Consider the following 15,528-nt stretch of genomic DNA (forward strand, 5'->3'; position numbering starts at 1 on the left):
AAACAAATGACCCGCTATATTCAGCGTCACTCCCTTCTGACCCGCGTGACCCACGGTGTTGCGGCCGTAAGCTGCATCCTTCTTGCGATCACCGGTGTCTTCGTTTTCGTCCCGAGTCTCGGGGGCGGCATCATGGGCGGCGACTTCACGTACGCCATGCGCATGCTGCACCGGATCCTCGCTATTCCCTTTATCCTGATTCCTCTCTGGGCAATCATCAAGTCCCCCAAGGGCTTTGTGCATCTCTTTAAAGAGGACATCTTCGGTAAGTGGGACAAGGACGATTTTGCGTGGGCAATGAAGTTCCCGTTCTACCTCTTTGCCCCGGGCAAGGTCCACATGCCGCCGCAGCACCACGTGAAGTCGGCGCAGAGGCTCGCTGACGGCGCTCTCGTCTTCTTCTGCTTCTTCCTTGCCGTTTCCGGCATGGTTATGTGGCTTAACACGGGGCTCTTGCCTGACGGCAGCTGGAAGGTGGAATTCAGCCCGACGACGGTTCTCGTGGCACACCTCGTGCACGACGTCTTCTTCTTCCTCACGGTCTTTGTGGGTATTGCCCACATCTACCTCGGCGCGGGCATTTTCCAGCCCTACCGCGGTACCGCCCGGATTATGTTCGGTGACGGTAAGGTGAGTGAGTCGGACGCCGCCTATCACTGGGGTTACTGGGCCAATGAAGAAATTGCGCTCGGCAAGAACGTGACCACCGTGAACGACGAAAAAGACAAGAAGTCTGCTTAAATCGCCGTTATGAAGGTACAAGGGCCCTCAAAGCCCTTGTACCTTACACTCTCCTTCTCAATCAACAACACTTAAAAAAGAGAACTTTCATGACAAGCCGTCTGTCTGTACGCAATGCCGTCAACCACCTCAATACGCTCAAGGATCCCCAGCTTGAAGCTCAGGCAAAGGACGCCGCAAAGATCCTTCTGGAAGCCTGTGATCTTGCCGGGGATTTGAGCGCCGAGGCGCCCGAATGGACGGGCGACGATGTCCTGAAAGCTCTTACCGGGGTGAAGACCCTCTTGGCAGCCGCCGCTCCGAAATCCACCGCCGAAAATTTCGCAAAGATTGCAGAGGCCTTGACGGACACCTATCTCGCGGAAAGCAAGTTGTCGGACGACCTCAAAGCCAAATGCGCGGCCTGTGACTGGAAGACGGTCACGACGGATGAGGCGCTCAATAAAGGCTTGGTGAATCCCGAAAACTTCGCGGAAGGCTTGGTTGCCAGCATGAACCCGGAAATTGAGCCCTTCACGAGCCTCATCATTCATCTCACGCTTCGTGTGATCCTGCAGGATTCGGTGCGCGAAGCCGACCGCCGCATTGCCGACAACCAGAAAGACACGATTCACTTTAACCGGCCGTTAAAGTGCCCGGTGTGCGGCGGACTTCCGGCGATTGCGTGTGTGGCGAGCACCGCCTACCACGGTAATGTGAAGCAGCTTTTCTGCGGCACGTGCGGCGCGCACTGGCCCTTTGACCGCATCCGCTGCGCGGTGTGCGGGGATCAGGCTGTAAGCGACCTCTCCTATGTGCATGATTCGGGGGACGAGAGCCGGCGTCTGCACGTCTGCAAGTCCTGCCATGCGGCTTTCCCGACGGTTTTCGTGAACGACCTCGAAAACTTCGATCAGGATGTGGACGGTATCGCCATTTCCGGTCTTGCCGCCTACTACAGTGAAGAACAGGCCAAAAAGGCCAATGCCTGAGTCAGATTCCACACAAAGGAAATTCATCATGGCGTGCGACAGCGTAAATAAGGTTTTTCACGAGGGACTCGGGTCAGCGAAGTCTGACATTGAGACCGTGGCCGGTATCCGCCGCGTGACGGTGGATAAGTTGGACTGCGTTGAAAAGCTCGAAGACTGGGTCGCTGAAGAGGTCCCCGTGGCCCTCACCTATAACGGCATTTCGCACGCCGTCATGATGTGTACGCCTCTGATGCTCGAAGAGTTTGCGGTGGGCTTTACGCTCGCGGAGCGCATTGTCCCGACGCTTTCCGACATCTACGGCGTGGAAATCAAAGACGGCTGCCGCGGCGGCAAGGTCGCCGACATCACGATCGCAAGCGAACACTTCTGGCACTTAAAGGAACGTCGCCGCTCGATGACGGGACGGACGGGCTGCGGGATCTGCGGCGTGGAGGATCTCGACTCCGCCGTACGGATTCCGGACACCGTCGCGCACACCCAGACCTTTGACATGCGCCACTTCAATAAAGGATTGGAATACTTAAGCCACATCGAGATGCTCGGCAACCTCACGGGCTGCACGCATGCGGCCGTTTGGGTGAACCCGGACGGCACGTCTGCCGGGGGCGCAGAGGACGTGGGGCGCCACGTGGCTTTGGATAAATTGCTGGGCCTCAGAGCAATGTCGGGGTGGACGGACGGTGCGCTTTTTGTGAGCTCACGCGCCTCCTACGAAATGGTGCAGAAAGCCGCCGCCTGCAACGTGGAGATTCTCTTTGCTGTATCGGCACCGACGGCTCTTGCGATTGACGTCGCCAACCAGTGTGGCGTGACGCTTGCGGCTTTCTGCCGCACCAACCGCGCCAACATCTACACGCACCCCGAGAGGCTCCAGGGCCTTTAAAATCCCCTCCCCGAGCTTAAGCAGCGCGGTAATACATCGGAAAAGGCGCTGATTTCGGGCTCTTAACTGTTCAAAGACGCCTTAAGCCATGTAGACTGCGCCCGCACGCACAATTTGCGGGCGCTTTGCTTTTTTCCCCACCGGTTTAAACCATGGCGAACAACTTTTCTTCTGATATCACGGATATGGATGAGGCTGCTTCTGAGCTCATCCGCTACGCGCGTTTGGCCACAGAAGCCACAAGCCGCTTTGAAGACGGCGTCGTGGACACGGGCTTTGAGTCCGCGGTACGTGCGCCCCTTGATAAGGGAGAAGATGCCGTCATTGAAACGGCCCTAAACCGCCTAAAAGAAGAAGAGTCTCCGGCCTACGAGGAACTCCTTTCGATGGCCGAAGACTGCGCCCAGACGCGCGTGGACGCGAAGGGCGTGCACCTTTTGGTGCTCATCCCCATTATGTGCTGGAGCCGGTATCTGATTCCGCACGGGAAGATTTCCAACGAAGCGCTCAAAGCCACCGCAGAACTCTTTCAGAAGGGTTGGGCTACTGAAAAAGCGACAGTGCAGATCGGGGACTGCCTCTTATCGGCCGATCACCTCCCCGAGGGCCTTGCGGACGTGAGGCACCTTCTTGACCGTCTTACCAAGAAAACGAAGACCGGGATTGTTGATATCGCCAAGGTTGTGACCACGACGCCTCCGCCCGATTTTGCGGATGTCAGGTACCTCGCTTTAGGCGTCTCTGCTCCCGATACAGCGTCGCTTTTTCATCCGCTCAATCAGTCTTATGAAGAGCGCGCCCGCACCGTGATGGATTTTTGTCTGGGGGTGCGGGAGATTCTTCAAAACGACTTTATCGGCACGATGATTGACGTGCAGCCGCCCGCGAGCTTTTTCTCGGGCTGGCGGCAGGCCGATGCCACGATGCGCATCTTTGCCGTACGGTCTTTGGTCGATTACGTCTGCTGCATGGGCTACAGCCCGGCTGACCTCATTGCCACGACTGCGGTCTTTACGAAGATGGGGGGCGAGACGCACGAAGGTGACGGGGACGAAATCCGCGTGAGTATTTCCGTGAAGGACCAGCCCTCAAAGGTGGTGGCGGGGGTTGTGGCGCCCTCGATGCCCGAAGACAATGACAACAATCAGACCTTTATCGGGGCGGTGCTTGATAACTGCCGCGTGGGGCGGATTATTCCCTTGACGCAGACCTTTCCGATGGAATGGTGTGAGGAGTGCGGCGCACCCTTGTACGCCAATCCCGAAGGGTATGTGTGCCACATTGAGCCGCCTGCGGGATTGGATGAATCGAAGTTTGCGCCGACGCTGAATTGATTCTTTTAGCTGGCCAGTAAACAATCCCCCGTCTGAAGACGGGGGTTTTATTGTAACCGCATCACACGGCCCAACATAAGGCTGGTTTACATCAGCCCCTGTGCTGACAGCTGTCGGCACAGACCCTGCAGATTGCGGCTCGCATTCAAGTCGCTGTGCGCAAGGTGACCACATTGGCTGCATCGGAACCCGTGCTTATGGCGTTTGCCCGGTGCCCCGCACTGTGAGCATGTCTGGCTTGTATAGCGCGGATCCAGGAAAACACACCGGATTCCAGCGGCTGCCGCTTTGTAAACAATCATCTCCTGCAACTCACGGAAAGACCAGCGGTGCAGTCGGCTTCTGATGCGTTTCCCGGCCTTGATGTGATCCCGGATATGCGTCAGGTCTTCCAGGGCGATTAACTTGATACCCCGCTTTGCGGCTTCCTGCACAATCTCTTTGCTTACAACGTTATTGACATGCGTCACATGGCGTCTTTCTCGGCCTGAGGCTTTTTTCAGGTGCTGTCTGGCACTCTGAGAGCCGTTGCGCTGAAGACGCTTTCTCTGACTCATATATCGGTCTCTTTTATCCTTTAATGCTCCTGCTTTCCAAATACGGCCCGTGCTGACGGCCGCAATATTGTTCTCGCCGACATCAATACCCATGATCTCGTCGGCTTTCAGATTCTTTAAATGCTCTTCGCCCGAACAACCTTGGGACTCCACTGCGATGTGAAGCTCCCAAAACGCTTCTTTCCGGCCTCTCCGGGGATGCAGAACAAGGTTGCACTCCTTACGCTTTCCAGAAGCCAGCAACTCTTTTTGAAAAGGGCCGGGGCACAGACGTGCCCGAATCCGACCGCTGATGGTTGAAATTGAAACAGTGCCGTCAGGGAAAAATGTCAGCGTGTTCTTGTCGACGTGAACCGAGGGGTGCCTGAACACCAGCGTCTTGAGCTTCTTGTCCTCACTTTTGAGCTGTGCCGGATGCTTGGCAAGCTCCGTCTTGTAGGCTGCCGACACCGAGCGGATGACGTTACAGGCATACTGGCTGCCGAGATCCGGAAATTTTGCCTTGATCTTGTCATAAACTGCGTGATGCAGCGTGAAACGCTGCCAGAGCCTCTTCGTGCGGTCCGCCGCTACTGTCGGAACTACATAGTTACACACCTGCGCATAGAGTCTCTGCGTCGCTGCGAGCTTTTCGTGTGCTGCCGGATCGAGTAGTTCCAGCCGAACGCAGGCTGTGCGGACACACTTGCCGCTCCCCTCAACGCGTCTAACGCCGTCCGCGGATGTGTTCAGTCCTTTCGATGTAGCTTTTGATCGTTTCTGCACTGACACTGCCTGCTGTTCCGACGTAGTAAGAAAGCGACCAAAGATGGCCTGCCCAATGTTCATTTTTGAGTTCCGGATGCCGCATCAGCAGCATCCTTGCACTGGCACCCTTCAATACTCTCACCGCGTCGGCAATGCTGACGGACGGCGGAAAACTGACCAACAGGTGCAGGTGATCCGGCTGAATCTCCAAAGAAAGTATCTCATACTTTCTTTCAGCGCATATGCTTTCAAGCAACTCACGCAGAGACTGCGCAACACCGGTGAATGTCAAGTGAGCTTTCGCCGATTTTGTTCTTAAAAAGTAGGTTGTAGTCTGAGCTCAGTGAGGGCTTTGCCCTCTCCGCCTTCGGCGGATTCACCCAGAGTTTTTTGGCCCGTAGAAAAACCTTTGATGCAGCTGTGCTGCACCGTTCGCGTGAGAGGTCGGCAGGCCTGTAGAATGAGCCTCCTCAGGCAGGAGGAGTCCGAGCCTGAGGCCCGCGGGAAACCGCCATTTACTGGGGCAGAAGCCCCAACAAGCATGGAATCCCCCCGCTTGAGCGGGGGGAGGATGTCAATTTGCTTTCTTCACGTCAAAGACAAAGTGATCGTCCTTGCTGTCCACAACGACATGATCCTTCGGAGCGGCCTTGCCTTCAAGAAGCAACCGCGCCACTTCGTTTTCGATGTGTTCCTGCACGGCGCGCTTCAACGGCCGAGCGCCGTAAAGCGGATCAAAGCCGACCTTCGCAATTTCATCGAGTGCCGCATCCGTGACGTCAAGCACCACGTCCTGCGCCGCCACGCGTTTGGCGAGCTTATCGATCTGGATCTTCGCAATCGCGTGGATTGCTTTGGTATCGAGAGCATTAAAGACCACGATCTCATCAATACGGTTGATGAATTCGGGGCGGAAGTGTTGTTTCACTTCCTGCATCACGGCATCTTTCACTTTGTCATGAGGTTCACCCTGCATCGCCTGGATTTCCTGGCTGCCCAAGTTACTCGTCATGACAATCACGGTGTTCTTAAAGTCGACGGTGCGGCCCTGGCCGTCGGTCATGCGGCCGTCGTCCAAAACCTGTAAAAGGACATTAAAAACGTCGGGATGCGCTTTTTCCACTTCGTCGAGCAAAATGACGGAGTAGGGCTTACGGCGCACGGCTTCCGTGAGGTAGCCGCCCTCTTCGTAACCAACATATCCCGGAGGCGCACCGATCAAACGTGCGACAGAGTGCTTTTCCATGAATTCACTCATGTCGATACGAATCATCGCGTCATCGCTGTCAAAGAGGAATTCCGCAAGGGCCTTCGTAAGTTCCGTCTTACCGACACCCGTGGGTCCGAGGAAAAGGAACGAACCGTACGGACGGTTGGGATCCGAAAGACCTGCGCGGCTTCTCAGAATCGTTTCCGTCACGCGGCGCACAGCCTCAGGCTGCCCGATGACGCGCTTACTTAAGGCGTCAGCCATATGAAGAAGTTTCTGGCGTTCGCCTTCCATCATCTTTGCGACCGGAATACCGGTGGCACGGCTTACGACCTCCGCGATTTCCTCAGCGCCCACGCTTGTGCGCAAAAGCTTCGGACGGCCCTTGTCTTCAACCTTATCCTTCTTTTCAGTCTTTTTGAGTTTTTCTTCAAGCTTCGGAAGGACGGCGTACTGCAGCTCAGACAAGCGTTCGTACTTGGCTTCACGCCTGCAGGCTTCCATTTCCTGACGCACGCGGTCAATTTCGTTACGGATGTTCTTTTCACCGAGCGCTTCGCTCTTTTCAGCCTTCCAGATCTCTTCGAGGTCGGAGTACTTGCGCGACAGCGTCTCGATCTCCGCTTCAATTGCGGCGAGGCGCTTCTTACTTGCCTCATCCGTTTCCTTCTTCATCGCCTCACGTTCAATCTTTAACTGAATCAGACGGCGATCCAATTTATCCAATTCTTCCGGCTTGGAGTCAATCTCCATCTTCACACGGCTTGCGGCCTCATCAATGAGGTCAATTGCCTTATCCGGAAGGAACCGGTCCGTAATGTAGCGGTGCGACAGTTCCGCGGCCGCGACAATCGCTGGATCCGTAATTTCCACGCCGTGGTGCGCTTCGTACTTTTCCTGCAGACCACGCAGAATGGCGATTGTGTCTTCCACACTCGGCTCGTCCACAAGGACCTTCTGGAAGCGGCGTTCAAGTGCCGCATCCTTTTCAATGTACTTGCGGTATTCATCAAGCGTTGTTGCGCCGATCACATGCAGCTCGCCGCGGGCCAGAGCGGGTTTCAACATATTGCCCGCATCCATGCTGCCCTCGGTCTTACCGGCACCGACCACCGTGTGGATTTCATCAATAAAGAGAATGATCTTGCCGTTGGAAGCCGAAACTTCTTTCAGCAGTTTCTTTAAACGCTCTTCAAATTCACCGCGGTACTTGGCACCCGCGATGAGCCCTGCCATATCAAGGGACAGCACGGACTTACCGCGTAGCGTATCGGGCACTTCGTTATTGACGATACGCTGCGCAAGGCCTTCGACGACGGCGGTCTTACCCACACCGGGTTCACCGATCAGCACCGGGTTGTTCTTCGTGCGGCGCTGCAGAATCTGCATCGTGCGGCGGATTTCATCATCGCGCCCGATCACGGGATCGAGTTTCCCCATGCGGGCCCGTTCGGTAAGATCCACCGTGTACTTCTTGATGGCGTCGCGCCCGCTTTCGCCTTCGGCGTCATCGACCTTTTCGCCGCCGCGAACTTGCGCAATCGCGGCTTCGAGCATCTTGCGGGTAACGCCCGCCGAACCCAAAAGCCTGGAGGTGTCAAGCGTGTTGTCCGTCAAGGCGAGCAAAAACATTTCCGAAGAAATGAATTCGTCGCCGTGGGCCATCGCCTCTTTTTCAGTGAGGTTCAAAGCGCGGCCGAGGTCACGGCTTACCTGAACGTCGCCGCCCGTGCCGCTCACCTTCGGGAGGTTTTCAATCGCGGCATCGGCTTCGCGCTTGACCTGCTGGGCGTTGCCGCCCGAGCGTTCAATGAGGCTTACGGTGCCGCCCTCTTCGTCAGCAAGCATTGCCGCAAGCACATGCACCGGTTCGATGAACTGGTTGTCGTGCGCCAGGGCAATCGACTGCGCCTCAGAGAGCGCCTGCTGGAATTTGGTCGTGAGTTTATCTTGTCTCATGTGTCTGAATTCCCTTCGGTTGAGTCCTTAAAGCGGACCCGAACCGACGTCTAAAAGCTGTTAACCGCTATATGCGGCCGACACATCCGCTTTTCAAGGAAAATCCGAATCTGAAAATCCGAATAAAACGAGTCGGGAAAAGGCTTTGCGCCTGTATCGATACAGTCTGATACAAGATTCCCGGCCTCTTGTATTCGTCACTACACCCGAGCCCGGACACCCCATTTTTTTCCTGCCGTACCCCCCCCCGCCTCAGGCCCTGCAAATACAGCATTTTGCATAGGCGGAAATCCCCAACCAATCCTAGAATCAACGGCAGTTTTTCCAATTTGAACAACAAAACGCCGGCTCAATCGCGTCCACTGCGAGGGTGCCGGTGCAGTACGCACGAAAGGAAGATGAAGTGGTAAACAACAACCGTCGCGCCATTCTCGGCGCAGCCCTCGCGGCACCCGTTCTTTCCTGGGCCCCGGTGGCCCTGTCTCAAACCGGCACCGGCTCCAACCCGATCCGCATTGTGGTTCCCTATCCCCCCGGAGGTCCGCTTGACGTTTCGGCGCGCGCCATTGCCGAAGCCGTGCAGAAGTCTCTGGGTAACGTCATCGTCGACAACCGTCCCGGTGCGGGCGGCAACCGCGGCGTAAGCTACCTCGCTAAGCAGCCCGGTGACGGCATGACGCTCTGTGTGGGTGCTGTGGCCACGCACGCCATCAACCCGAACCTTTTTAAGAACCTTCCCTACGATCCGGTGAAGGACTTCCGCCCCGTCACGCTCATCGCACACGTTCCCAACGTGCTCGTTGTGACGCCTGAATTTGAAAAGCGGACCGGCATTAAGTCAGTGGCCGACCTCATTGCCTACTGTAAGAAAAACCCGGATAAGTTGAATTACGCTTCGGGCGGCAACGGTTCGGGCGGCCATATGGCTGGCGAACTTCTCAAAGCCAAGGCCGGCATCCGTATGGTGCATATCCCGTACGCGGGCGCAGCCGCCGCGCAGCTTTCTGTCCTCGCGGGCCAGACGGATCTTATTTTCGATAACCTCGCAAGCGCCACCGCGAACATCAAGTCCGGAAAACTCATTCCGCTTGCTGTCACGACCACGACGCGTGCCGCAGCACTTCCCAACGTCCCCACGATGGCTGAAGCGGGCGTCCCCGGTTTTGACATTTCCACCTGGTACGGTCTTTTTGTGCCGGCTTCTACGCCCGACAAGATCCTTAACCGCTTAAACAAAGTGATTACGGATGCTTTAAAGACCTCGGCCTTGAAGGAACGCCTTGCGCGTTTGGGCGGCGAAGCAGCCCCCTGCTCAAGCGCCGACTTCGCGAAACTCATCCAGAGTGAACTCACGAAGTACGCTGAGATCGTGAAGGTCTCCGGCGCCCGCGTGGATTAACGCATCAGGCGTCAAAACAAAGAAAGCGGTTTTTCGGCAGCCCTTTGCCGGAGAACCGCTTTTCGTACAATTTCCGTCTTTTTTACGGACGTTCTCGGATAAACTCCCCCGCTTTTCCTGAAGAACCGTCCGCAGCAGAAGTTTCATTATGTCCTTGCGCAACGCCAAAGATTTTTGGGCCGGCATTTTGTTTGCCGTCACAGGCGTGCTTGCCATTGTCACCGTCCAGGAGCACAGTCTCGGATCCGCCGCCCGCATGGGCCCCGCGTACTTTCCGACGCTTTTGGGAGGCATTCTCACCGTACTCGGGGTGATTCTCTCTTTGCGCGGGCTTTTCTCGCGTGAAGCGCTTGTTGAGCCCGACGGCGGCCGCGTCGAACCCTTTCACTGGAAGATCTTCTTTCTGGTGCTGGGCTCCGTGCTCGCGTTTTCACTGCTTCTCGCAAGCTGCGGCCTCATGATTGCGATTGCCGCGATGGTGATGATTTCAGCGTTGGCAGACAAAAACTTTCGGTTGAAAGAAACCCTCATCGTGATTGTCGTTTTGGACGTCATCGCCTGGGTAATCTTTGTTTACGGCGTCGGAATGCTCATTCCGGTCTGGCCGGCATTTCTCTAAGGAGCCGGCACCATGGATCTTATTAATAACCTTCTGGTCGGTTTTGAAGCAGCGCTGTCGCTCCAAAACATCCTCTACTGCTTTTTCGGTGTCACGATCGGAACGCTTATCGGCGTACTCCCGGGGATGGGCCCGGTGGCAACGGTTGCGATGCTTCTGCCCGCCACCTACGCGCTTGATCCCTCTTCGGCCCTCATTATGTTGGCCGGTATTTACTACGGCGCGCAGTACGGGGGCTCAACCACCGCCATTCTTGTGAATATTCCCGGCGAAGCCGCAGCGGTTGTGACCTGTATCGACGGCCACAAGATGGCTAAAAACGGCCGCGCGGGTGCGGCTTTGGGGATTGCAGCACTCGGATCCTTCTTTGCCGGGTGCGTGGCAACACTACTTATTGCCGCCTTTGCGCCGCCTTTGACCGCCATTGCCTTTGAGTTCGGGCCCGCGGAATACTTCAGTCTCATGGTGCTTGGCTTGATCGGTGCTGTGGTGCTTGCAACCGGGTCGCTTCTCAAAGCCGTCTGCATGATTTTGGTGGGGTTACTCCTGGGCCTTGTCGGTACCGACGTCAATTCCGGGGCCTTACGGTACACCTTCGGGTTTGACGAACTGCAGGAAGGCATCGATTTCGTTGCGCTTTCAATGGGCATTTACGGCTTTGCCGAAATCATGAGTAACCTCGAGCAAAACGAGCGCAGGACGTTGATCCCGGGCAAAGTCGGCTCCGTTCTTCCGACCAAAGCCGACCTCAAGGCAAGTTCCGGTCCGATTCTGCGCGGTACGGTCCTGGGCTCCCTTCTCGGCGTGCTCCCCGGGGGAGGCGCACTGCTCTCGAGCTTTGCAAGCTACACCATCGAAAAGAAACTTGCGGGTACAAAGGCGAGTCCCGCTTTCGGCCAGGGCAACATCCGCGGCGTGGCGGGACCTGAGTCCGCCAATAACGCCGGTTCTCAGACCTCCTTTATTCCGATGCTGACACTCGGGATTCCGTCAAATGCCGTCATGGCCCTGATGATCGGCGCCATGATGATTCACGACATTGTGCCCGGACCTCAGGTGATGACCTCCAACCCCGCGCTTTTTTGGGGATTGATTGTCAGTATGTGGGTGGGTAACCTCATGCTCATCATTCTCAACCTCCCCATGATCGGCGTTTGGGTGCAGTTACTCAAGGTCCCCTACCGGTGGCTTTTCCCGGCGATTCTCGTTTTCTGCTGCATCGGCGTCTATTCGATCAACAACAATGTCTGGGACGTGTGGATGACGATTGCGTTCGGTGCCCTGGGGTATCTCTTTCATAAACTCGGGTGCGAAGCCGCTCCCTTGATCCTCGGCTTCATTCTGGGCCCCATGATGGAAGAAAACCTCAGACGCGCGCTTTTGATTTCCCGCGGTGACCCCATGGTCTTTTTCACGAGTCCCATTTCCTGCGGGCTTCTCCTCGTGTCGCTTTTGCTGCTCGTGGTGGTCGCAGCCCCCGCGATCCGCAAAAAACGTAACACGGCCTTCCGCGAAGACTGATAATGTTCGGGCTCAGAAACGATTAACGTTCTGAGCCCGAATTTTTTGCCCACATTCTTCCAATGTCCGAGACCTCCTCTTTTGACGCTTTCCCGGCGGTTATCCTCCCCTCAGGCACTGCGCCCGCGGGCACCCTTCAGTGCCCGAGAACGCTGCCTCCGACCGCGTGGGACCTAGCGGCGAAAAACGCAGCCCCGGATTTAGCCAAGGGTGGCTTCGGCCGCATGGGGGCACTGGTGACGATCGACGATGCCGGACGCGTCACCGCGCACTACGCCTTCACGTCCCACGCAGAGCGCGATCGCACCGTGCCGGGACCGGGTAAAGCCCGAACCGACTGGCCGCGTTTGAACCGCACCGACGTTCCGGTGCTCTGCTTTACCGATGCCGCAGGCAACTCCTTTACGCTCGCGGAGCTCCTTACCGAACTCTTTGCGCCCTTCCCGGACAAAAATCCGCTGCAGGGCGGCGCGGAACAGGAGCTCAGACGTGCGCTCTGGCGGTTCACGACGCTTGCTTCAGCGACGTCCCCCCTGGTACGGCTCGTTGCGGCCCTTAACCGCACCCGGGCTGAAAACAGCACCCACGCTTCCCGCATCATCAGCATGACCGAATGGTGGGTGGGCACTTCGCCCGCGCACGACATCCGTTTTAACGGCACCTTTTACGGGCCTGAGAAGTCAGCCGTTTATCTTCTCGAACGCCTTTTAAAGGGCGGGGAAAGGTTGCCGGAACCCTTACCGCGCTGGGATCCGGCCGTCCCCGTCACTCCTCAAATCCTCTACGAAGACCGGGACCTCGTTGTGGTCAACAAACCGTCGCGCCTTGCGTCCGTGCCCGGTATCCGCGAAAAGGTGAGCGCCAAAAGTGTGTTGGAAGAAACGGTCGGGGCCCTGCACGTCGTGCACCGGCTCGACGCCGACACCTCAGGTGTCTTACTTTTTGCTAAAAATAAAGAAGCGCTTGCCGTCATTAACGAAGACTTCCGCGCCCGGCGCGTGCATAAGCGCTATGCGGCGCTTTTGGAAGGCGACGTCGCCGAAGGCAGCGGAAGCGTCGCGCTGCCGCTCGCGCTAAACGTCTTTGACCGCCCTCGGCAGTGTGTGCTCCCCGTCGCAGCCGGCGGTTCTGAGGCCCTCACGCGCTTTGAGGTGGTGCGGCGCATCTCCGGGAAAGAGAGGACCTGCACACTCATCAATCTCTTCCCCGAAACCGGCCGCACCCATCAGCTGCGGATTCACTGTGCGCATCACCTGGGGCTTAATGCCCCGATTGCCGGCGACCCGTTTTACTCACATGCCGGGTTAAAAGCCGAGGCACCCGGAGTCCGTTTGTGCCTGCATGCGGCTGAGCTCACGTTTATCCATCCGATCACAAAAAAGACTATTTGCATCGTCAGTGCCCCGCCTTTTGGTTATGATTAGGAAATACGGCCGCAGAAACACACGTTTGCGGCACCACTCTTGACAGAACACAAATGCCGGACGAACAATCTAAGCCACCTCTTGCACCCTTTGTTTTCTTTCGGGGACATCGCCATGCGCGCTGAACTCGAAACGTGGCTTCACGCCCAGTGGGCCAAGCGCGGTCTTGCCGCCTGGCTTTTAAGTCCTTTAAGCCTCATTTACCTTGCCGCGGTACGCATGCGCGCACACCGCATCCGCGCTGAAAAGCTCCCCGTCCCGGTTTTGGTTGTCGGCAACATCTATGTCGGGGGCACCGGCAAAACCCCGGTCACGATTCAACTCGTGCGGACACTCAAAGCCGTGGGCTATAAGCCCGGCGTCATCAGCCGCGGTTTCGGCCGCAAGGGGGATACGCCGCAGTTGGTGACTCCGGAATCAGACGCCCGCGTCGTGGGCGACGAACCGCTTCTGATTGCCCAGCAAACCGGGTGCCCGGCAGCCGTGGGGCGCGATCGTGTGGCCGCAGGAAAGCTTCTTCTTGCTTCGCACCCCGAGATCAATGTGATTGTGAGCGATGACGGTCTGCAGCATCTGCGCCTTGCGCGTGACTTTGAACTGGCCGTGATCGGCGCGCGCGGCATCGGTAACGGCTGGGTGCTCCCGGCGGGGCCCTTACGTGAACCGCCCTCAAGGCTTGACACCGTTGACGCATTGGTTTTAAACGCCACAACGGACACCATCGCAAGCAGAACGCCGCGCTTTGCCGCAACAAGCCAGATCGGCGCCGCGCATCAGCTCGCAACCGGGGCGACTGCCCATATTGACGACCTTTCGGACAAAATCAATAAGGCGAAATCGCGCGTTTTGGCCGCAGCCGGCATTGCCTCGCCCGAGCGCTTTTTTGCGATGCTCAGGGCCCACGATATCGCCTGCGCGGAACTGCGGCTCGGTGACCACTACAGCTTTGAAGTCAATCCCTTCGAGCACTGGGACACCGACTATATTTTCGTGACGGGTAAAGACGCCGTGAAGTGCAGGCAGATTCCGGAACTTGCCCAAGACCCCCGCATCTGGGCGGTGGACCTTGAGATGCATCTTGATCCCTATCTGATTGAACTTGTTCTGGGGCGCTTAAAAGAACTCAAACAAACCGCACCAAAAAACCACTAAAGTCTGAAACAAAAATGGATACCCGTTTAACCGATGTTCTCGTCTGCCCCGTCTGTAAGGGGCCGCTTCACTTTGATCACGCAACTTCGGAACTTCAGTGCGCCAAGTGCGCGCTTGCGTTTCCCGTCAAAGACGACATTCCGCAGATGCTGGTGAAAGACGCGCGCGAGCTCACCCCTGAAGAAATCGAAAAAGCCCGCGTCAAGCCCGCGGAGGCCTAGATCATGTCCTTTGCCGTCATCATTCCGGCGCGCATGCATTCAACGCGCCTTCCGAACAAACCCCTCATGGACATTGCCGGCAAACCCATGGTCGTGCGCGTTGCGGAGCGCGCGGCGCTTTCCGGTGCCTCGCGCGTTGCGGTGGCAACGGATCACGACGACATCGTAAAGGCCTGCACGGAAAACGGCATTGAAGCCGTTCTCACCAAAGAGACGCACCCCACGGGAACCGACCGGCTCTCGGAAGCCGCAACGCTCATGGGCCTCGCGGACGACACGATCGTTGTAAACGTCCAGGGTGATGAACCCTTGATTCCGCCGGAGGTTGTGGGGCGCGTTGCGAAAACGCTTGAAGAGGCGCCTGACTGTGCGATTGCCACGGCCGCGCACCCGATTGAGACGCTCGAGATCTTTTTAAATCCCAATGTTGTGAAGGTGGAATTGGACGGCACAAACCGCGCAATGACCTTTTCGCGGGCCCCGATCCCCTGGCCGCGGGACGCTTTTAAAGACGGCCAGAAGGCGCTTCCCCAAGGCTTTACGGCCCTGCACCATATCGGAATCTACGCTTACCGCGTTGCGTTTTTAAAGCGCTTTCCGGCGCTCACCCGCGCGCCCATTGAAGCAGCAGAGTCGCTTGAGCAGCTTCGCGCCATGTGGCACGGCTACAAAATCGCCGTGACGGTACTTTCTGCCAACCTCCCCGCGGGCGTTGATACGGCAGAAGACCTTGAGCGCGTGCGGCGCCTCTGGCCCGCTGCGTAAAACGCGTTTTCCGTCAAAACGG

14 protein-coding genes are annotated in these 15,528 nt (G+C 57.1%); 11 read left to right on the forward strand and 3 right to left on the reverse strand.

What is annotated here, in order from left to right; genetic code table 11:
• The first annotated feature begins 6 nt into the window (after positions 1-6).
• From BQ7486_RS04050 to BQ7486_RS04065, 4 genes are all read left to right on the forward strand, one after another.
• Positions 7-741: a cytochrome b/b6 domain-containing protein gene (locus tag BQ7486_RS04050; protein WP_022372557.1), complete on the forward strand. Its 735-nt coding sequence runs from the start codon at positions 7-9 to the stop codon at positions 739-741.
• 89 nt (positions 742-830) lie between these two features.
• Positions 831-1,712 (forward strand): formate dehydrogenase accessory protein FdhE, encoded by an 882-nt coding sequence (locus tag BQ7486_RS04055; protein WP_074009058.1) that lies wholly within the window; start codon positions 831-833, stop codon positions 1,710-1,712.
• A gap of 28 nt (positions 1,713-1,740) precedes the next feature.
• The gene (gene fdhD, locus BQ7486_RS04060) at positions 1,741-2,598 is read left to right on the forward strand and encodes a formate dehydrogenase accessory sulfurtransferase FdhD (protein ID WP_084765655.1); all 858 of its coding nucleotides are present in this window, start codon (positions 1,741-1,743) and stop codon (positions 2,596-2,598) included.
• Positions 2,599-2,750: 152 nt separating this feature from the next.
• Positions 2,751-3,932 carry a DUF2863 family protein gene (locus BQ7486_RS04065; RefSeq protein ID WP_022372554.1) on the forward strand — a complete coding sequence of 394 codons (1,182 nt, stop codon included), beginning with the start codon at positions 2,751-2,753 and terminating at the stop codon, positions 3,930-3,932.
• 86 nt (positions 3,933-4,018) lie between these two features.
• On the opposite strand, the gene BQ7486_RS04070 is transcribed toward BQ7486_RS04065, so the two are convergent.
• The 3 genes from BQ7486_RS04070 to clpB form a co-directional block, all read right to left on the reverse strand.
• The gene (locus BQ7486_RS04070) at positions 4,019-5,260 is read right to left on the reverse strand and encodes an RNA-guided endonuclease InsQ/TnpB family protein (RefSeq protein ID WP_074009059.1); all 1,242 of its coding nucleotides are present in this window, start codon (positions 5,258-5,260) and stop codon (positions 4,019-4,021) included.
• Positions 5,196-5,528: an IS200/IS605 family transposase gene (tnpA, locus tag BQ7486_RS04075; protein WP_074009060.1), complete on the reverse strand. Its 333-nt coding sequence runs from the start codon at positions 5,526-5,528 to the stop codon at positions 5,196-5,198. The genes BQ7486_RS04070 and tnpA overlap by 65 nt, the downstream gene beginning before the upstream one ends.
• Positions 5,529-5,810: 282 nt before the next feature.
• Positions 5,811-8,405 carry an ATP-dependent chaperone ClpB gene (gene clpB / locus BQ7486_RS04080; RefSeq protein WP_074009061.1) on the reverse strand — a complete coding sequence of 865 codons (2,595 nt, stop codon included), beginning with the start codon at positions 8,403-8,405 and terminating at the stop codon, positions 5,811-5,813.
• 403 nt (positions 8,406-8,808) lie between these two features.
• Between clpB and BQ7486_RS04090 the strand changes: the two genes are divergently transcribed.
• The 7 genes from BQ7486_RS04090 to kdsB all read left to right on the forward strand — a co-directional run bounded on the left by BQ7486_RS04090 (position 8,809) and on the right by kdsB (position 15,506).
• The gene (locus tag BQ7486_RS04090) at positions 8,809-9,804 is read left to right on the forward strand and encodes a Bug family tripartite tricarboxylate transporter substrate binding protein (protein ID WP_074009243.1); all 996 of its coding nucleotides are present in this window, start codon (positions 8,809-8,811) and stop codon (positions 9,802-9,804) included.
• Positions 9,805-9,952: 148 nt separating this feature from the next.
• On the forward strand, positions 9,953-10,423 hold the full coding sequence (locus tag BQ7486_RS04095; RefSeq protein WP_022373119.1) for a tripartite tricarboxylate transporter TctB family protein: 471 nt from the start codon (positions 9,953-9,955) through the stop codon (positions 10,421-10,423).
• A gap of 12 nt (positions 10,424-10,435) precedes the next feature.
• A complete protein-coding gene (locus tag BQ7486_RS04100; protein ID WP_074009063.1) occupies positions 10,436-11,944 on the forward strand; it encodes a tripartite tricarboxylate transporter permease in 1,509 nt (502 codons plus the stop codon).
• Positions 11,945-12,006: 62 nt separating this feature from the next.
• Positions 12,007-13,368 carry an RluA family pseudouridine synthase gene (locus BQ7486_RS04105; RefSeq protein ID WP_074009064.1) on the forward strand — a complete coding sequence of 454 codons (1,362 nt, stop codon included), beginning with the start codon at positions 12,007-12,009 and terminating at the stop codon, positions 13,366-13,368.
• Positions 13,369-13,482: 114 nt separating this feature from the next.
• Positions 13,483-14,520 (forward strand): tetraacyldisaccharide 4'-kinase, encoded by a 1,038-nt coding sequence (gene lpxK, locus BQ7486_RS04110; protein WP_074009065.1) that lies wholly within the window; start codon positions 13,483-13,485, stop codon positions 14,518-14,520.
• Positions 14,521-14,534: 14 nt separating this feature from the next.
• Entirely contained in the window at positions 14,535-14,741 is a 207-nt protein-coding gene (locus tag BQ7486_RS04115) for a Trm112 family protein (protein WP_022373123.1), read from the forward strand.
• A gap of 3 nt (positions 14,742-14,744) precedes the next feature.
• Positions 14,745-15,506: a 3-deoxy-manno-octulosonate cytidylyltransferase gene (gene kdsB, locus BQ7486_RS04120; RefSeq protein WP_074009066.1), complete on the forward strand. Its 762-nt coding sequence runs from the start codon at positions 14,745-14,747 to the stop codon at positions 15,504-15,506.
• The last annotated feature ends 22 nt before the right edge of the window (positions 15,507-15,528 follow it).

Origin of the sequence: Duodenibacillus massiliensis (assembly GCF_900128485.1) — a bacterium.
GTDB classification, from domain to species: Bacteria; Pseudomonadota; Gammaproteobacteria; order Burkholderiales; family Burkholderiaceae_F; genus Duodenibacillus; species Duodenibacillus massiliensis.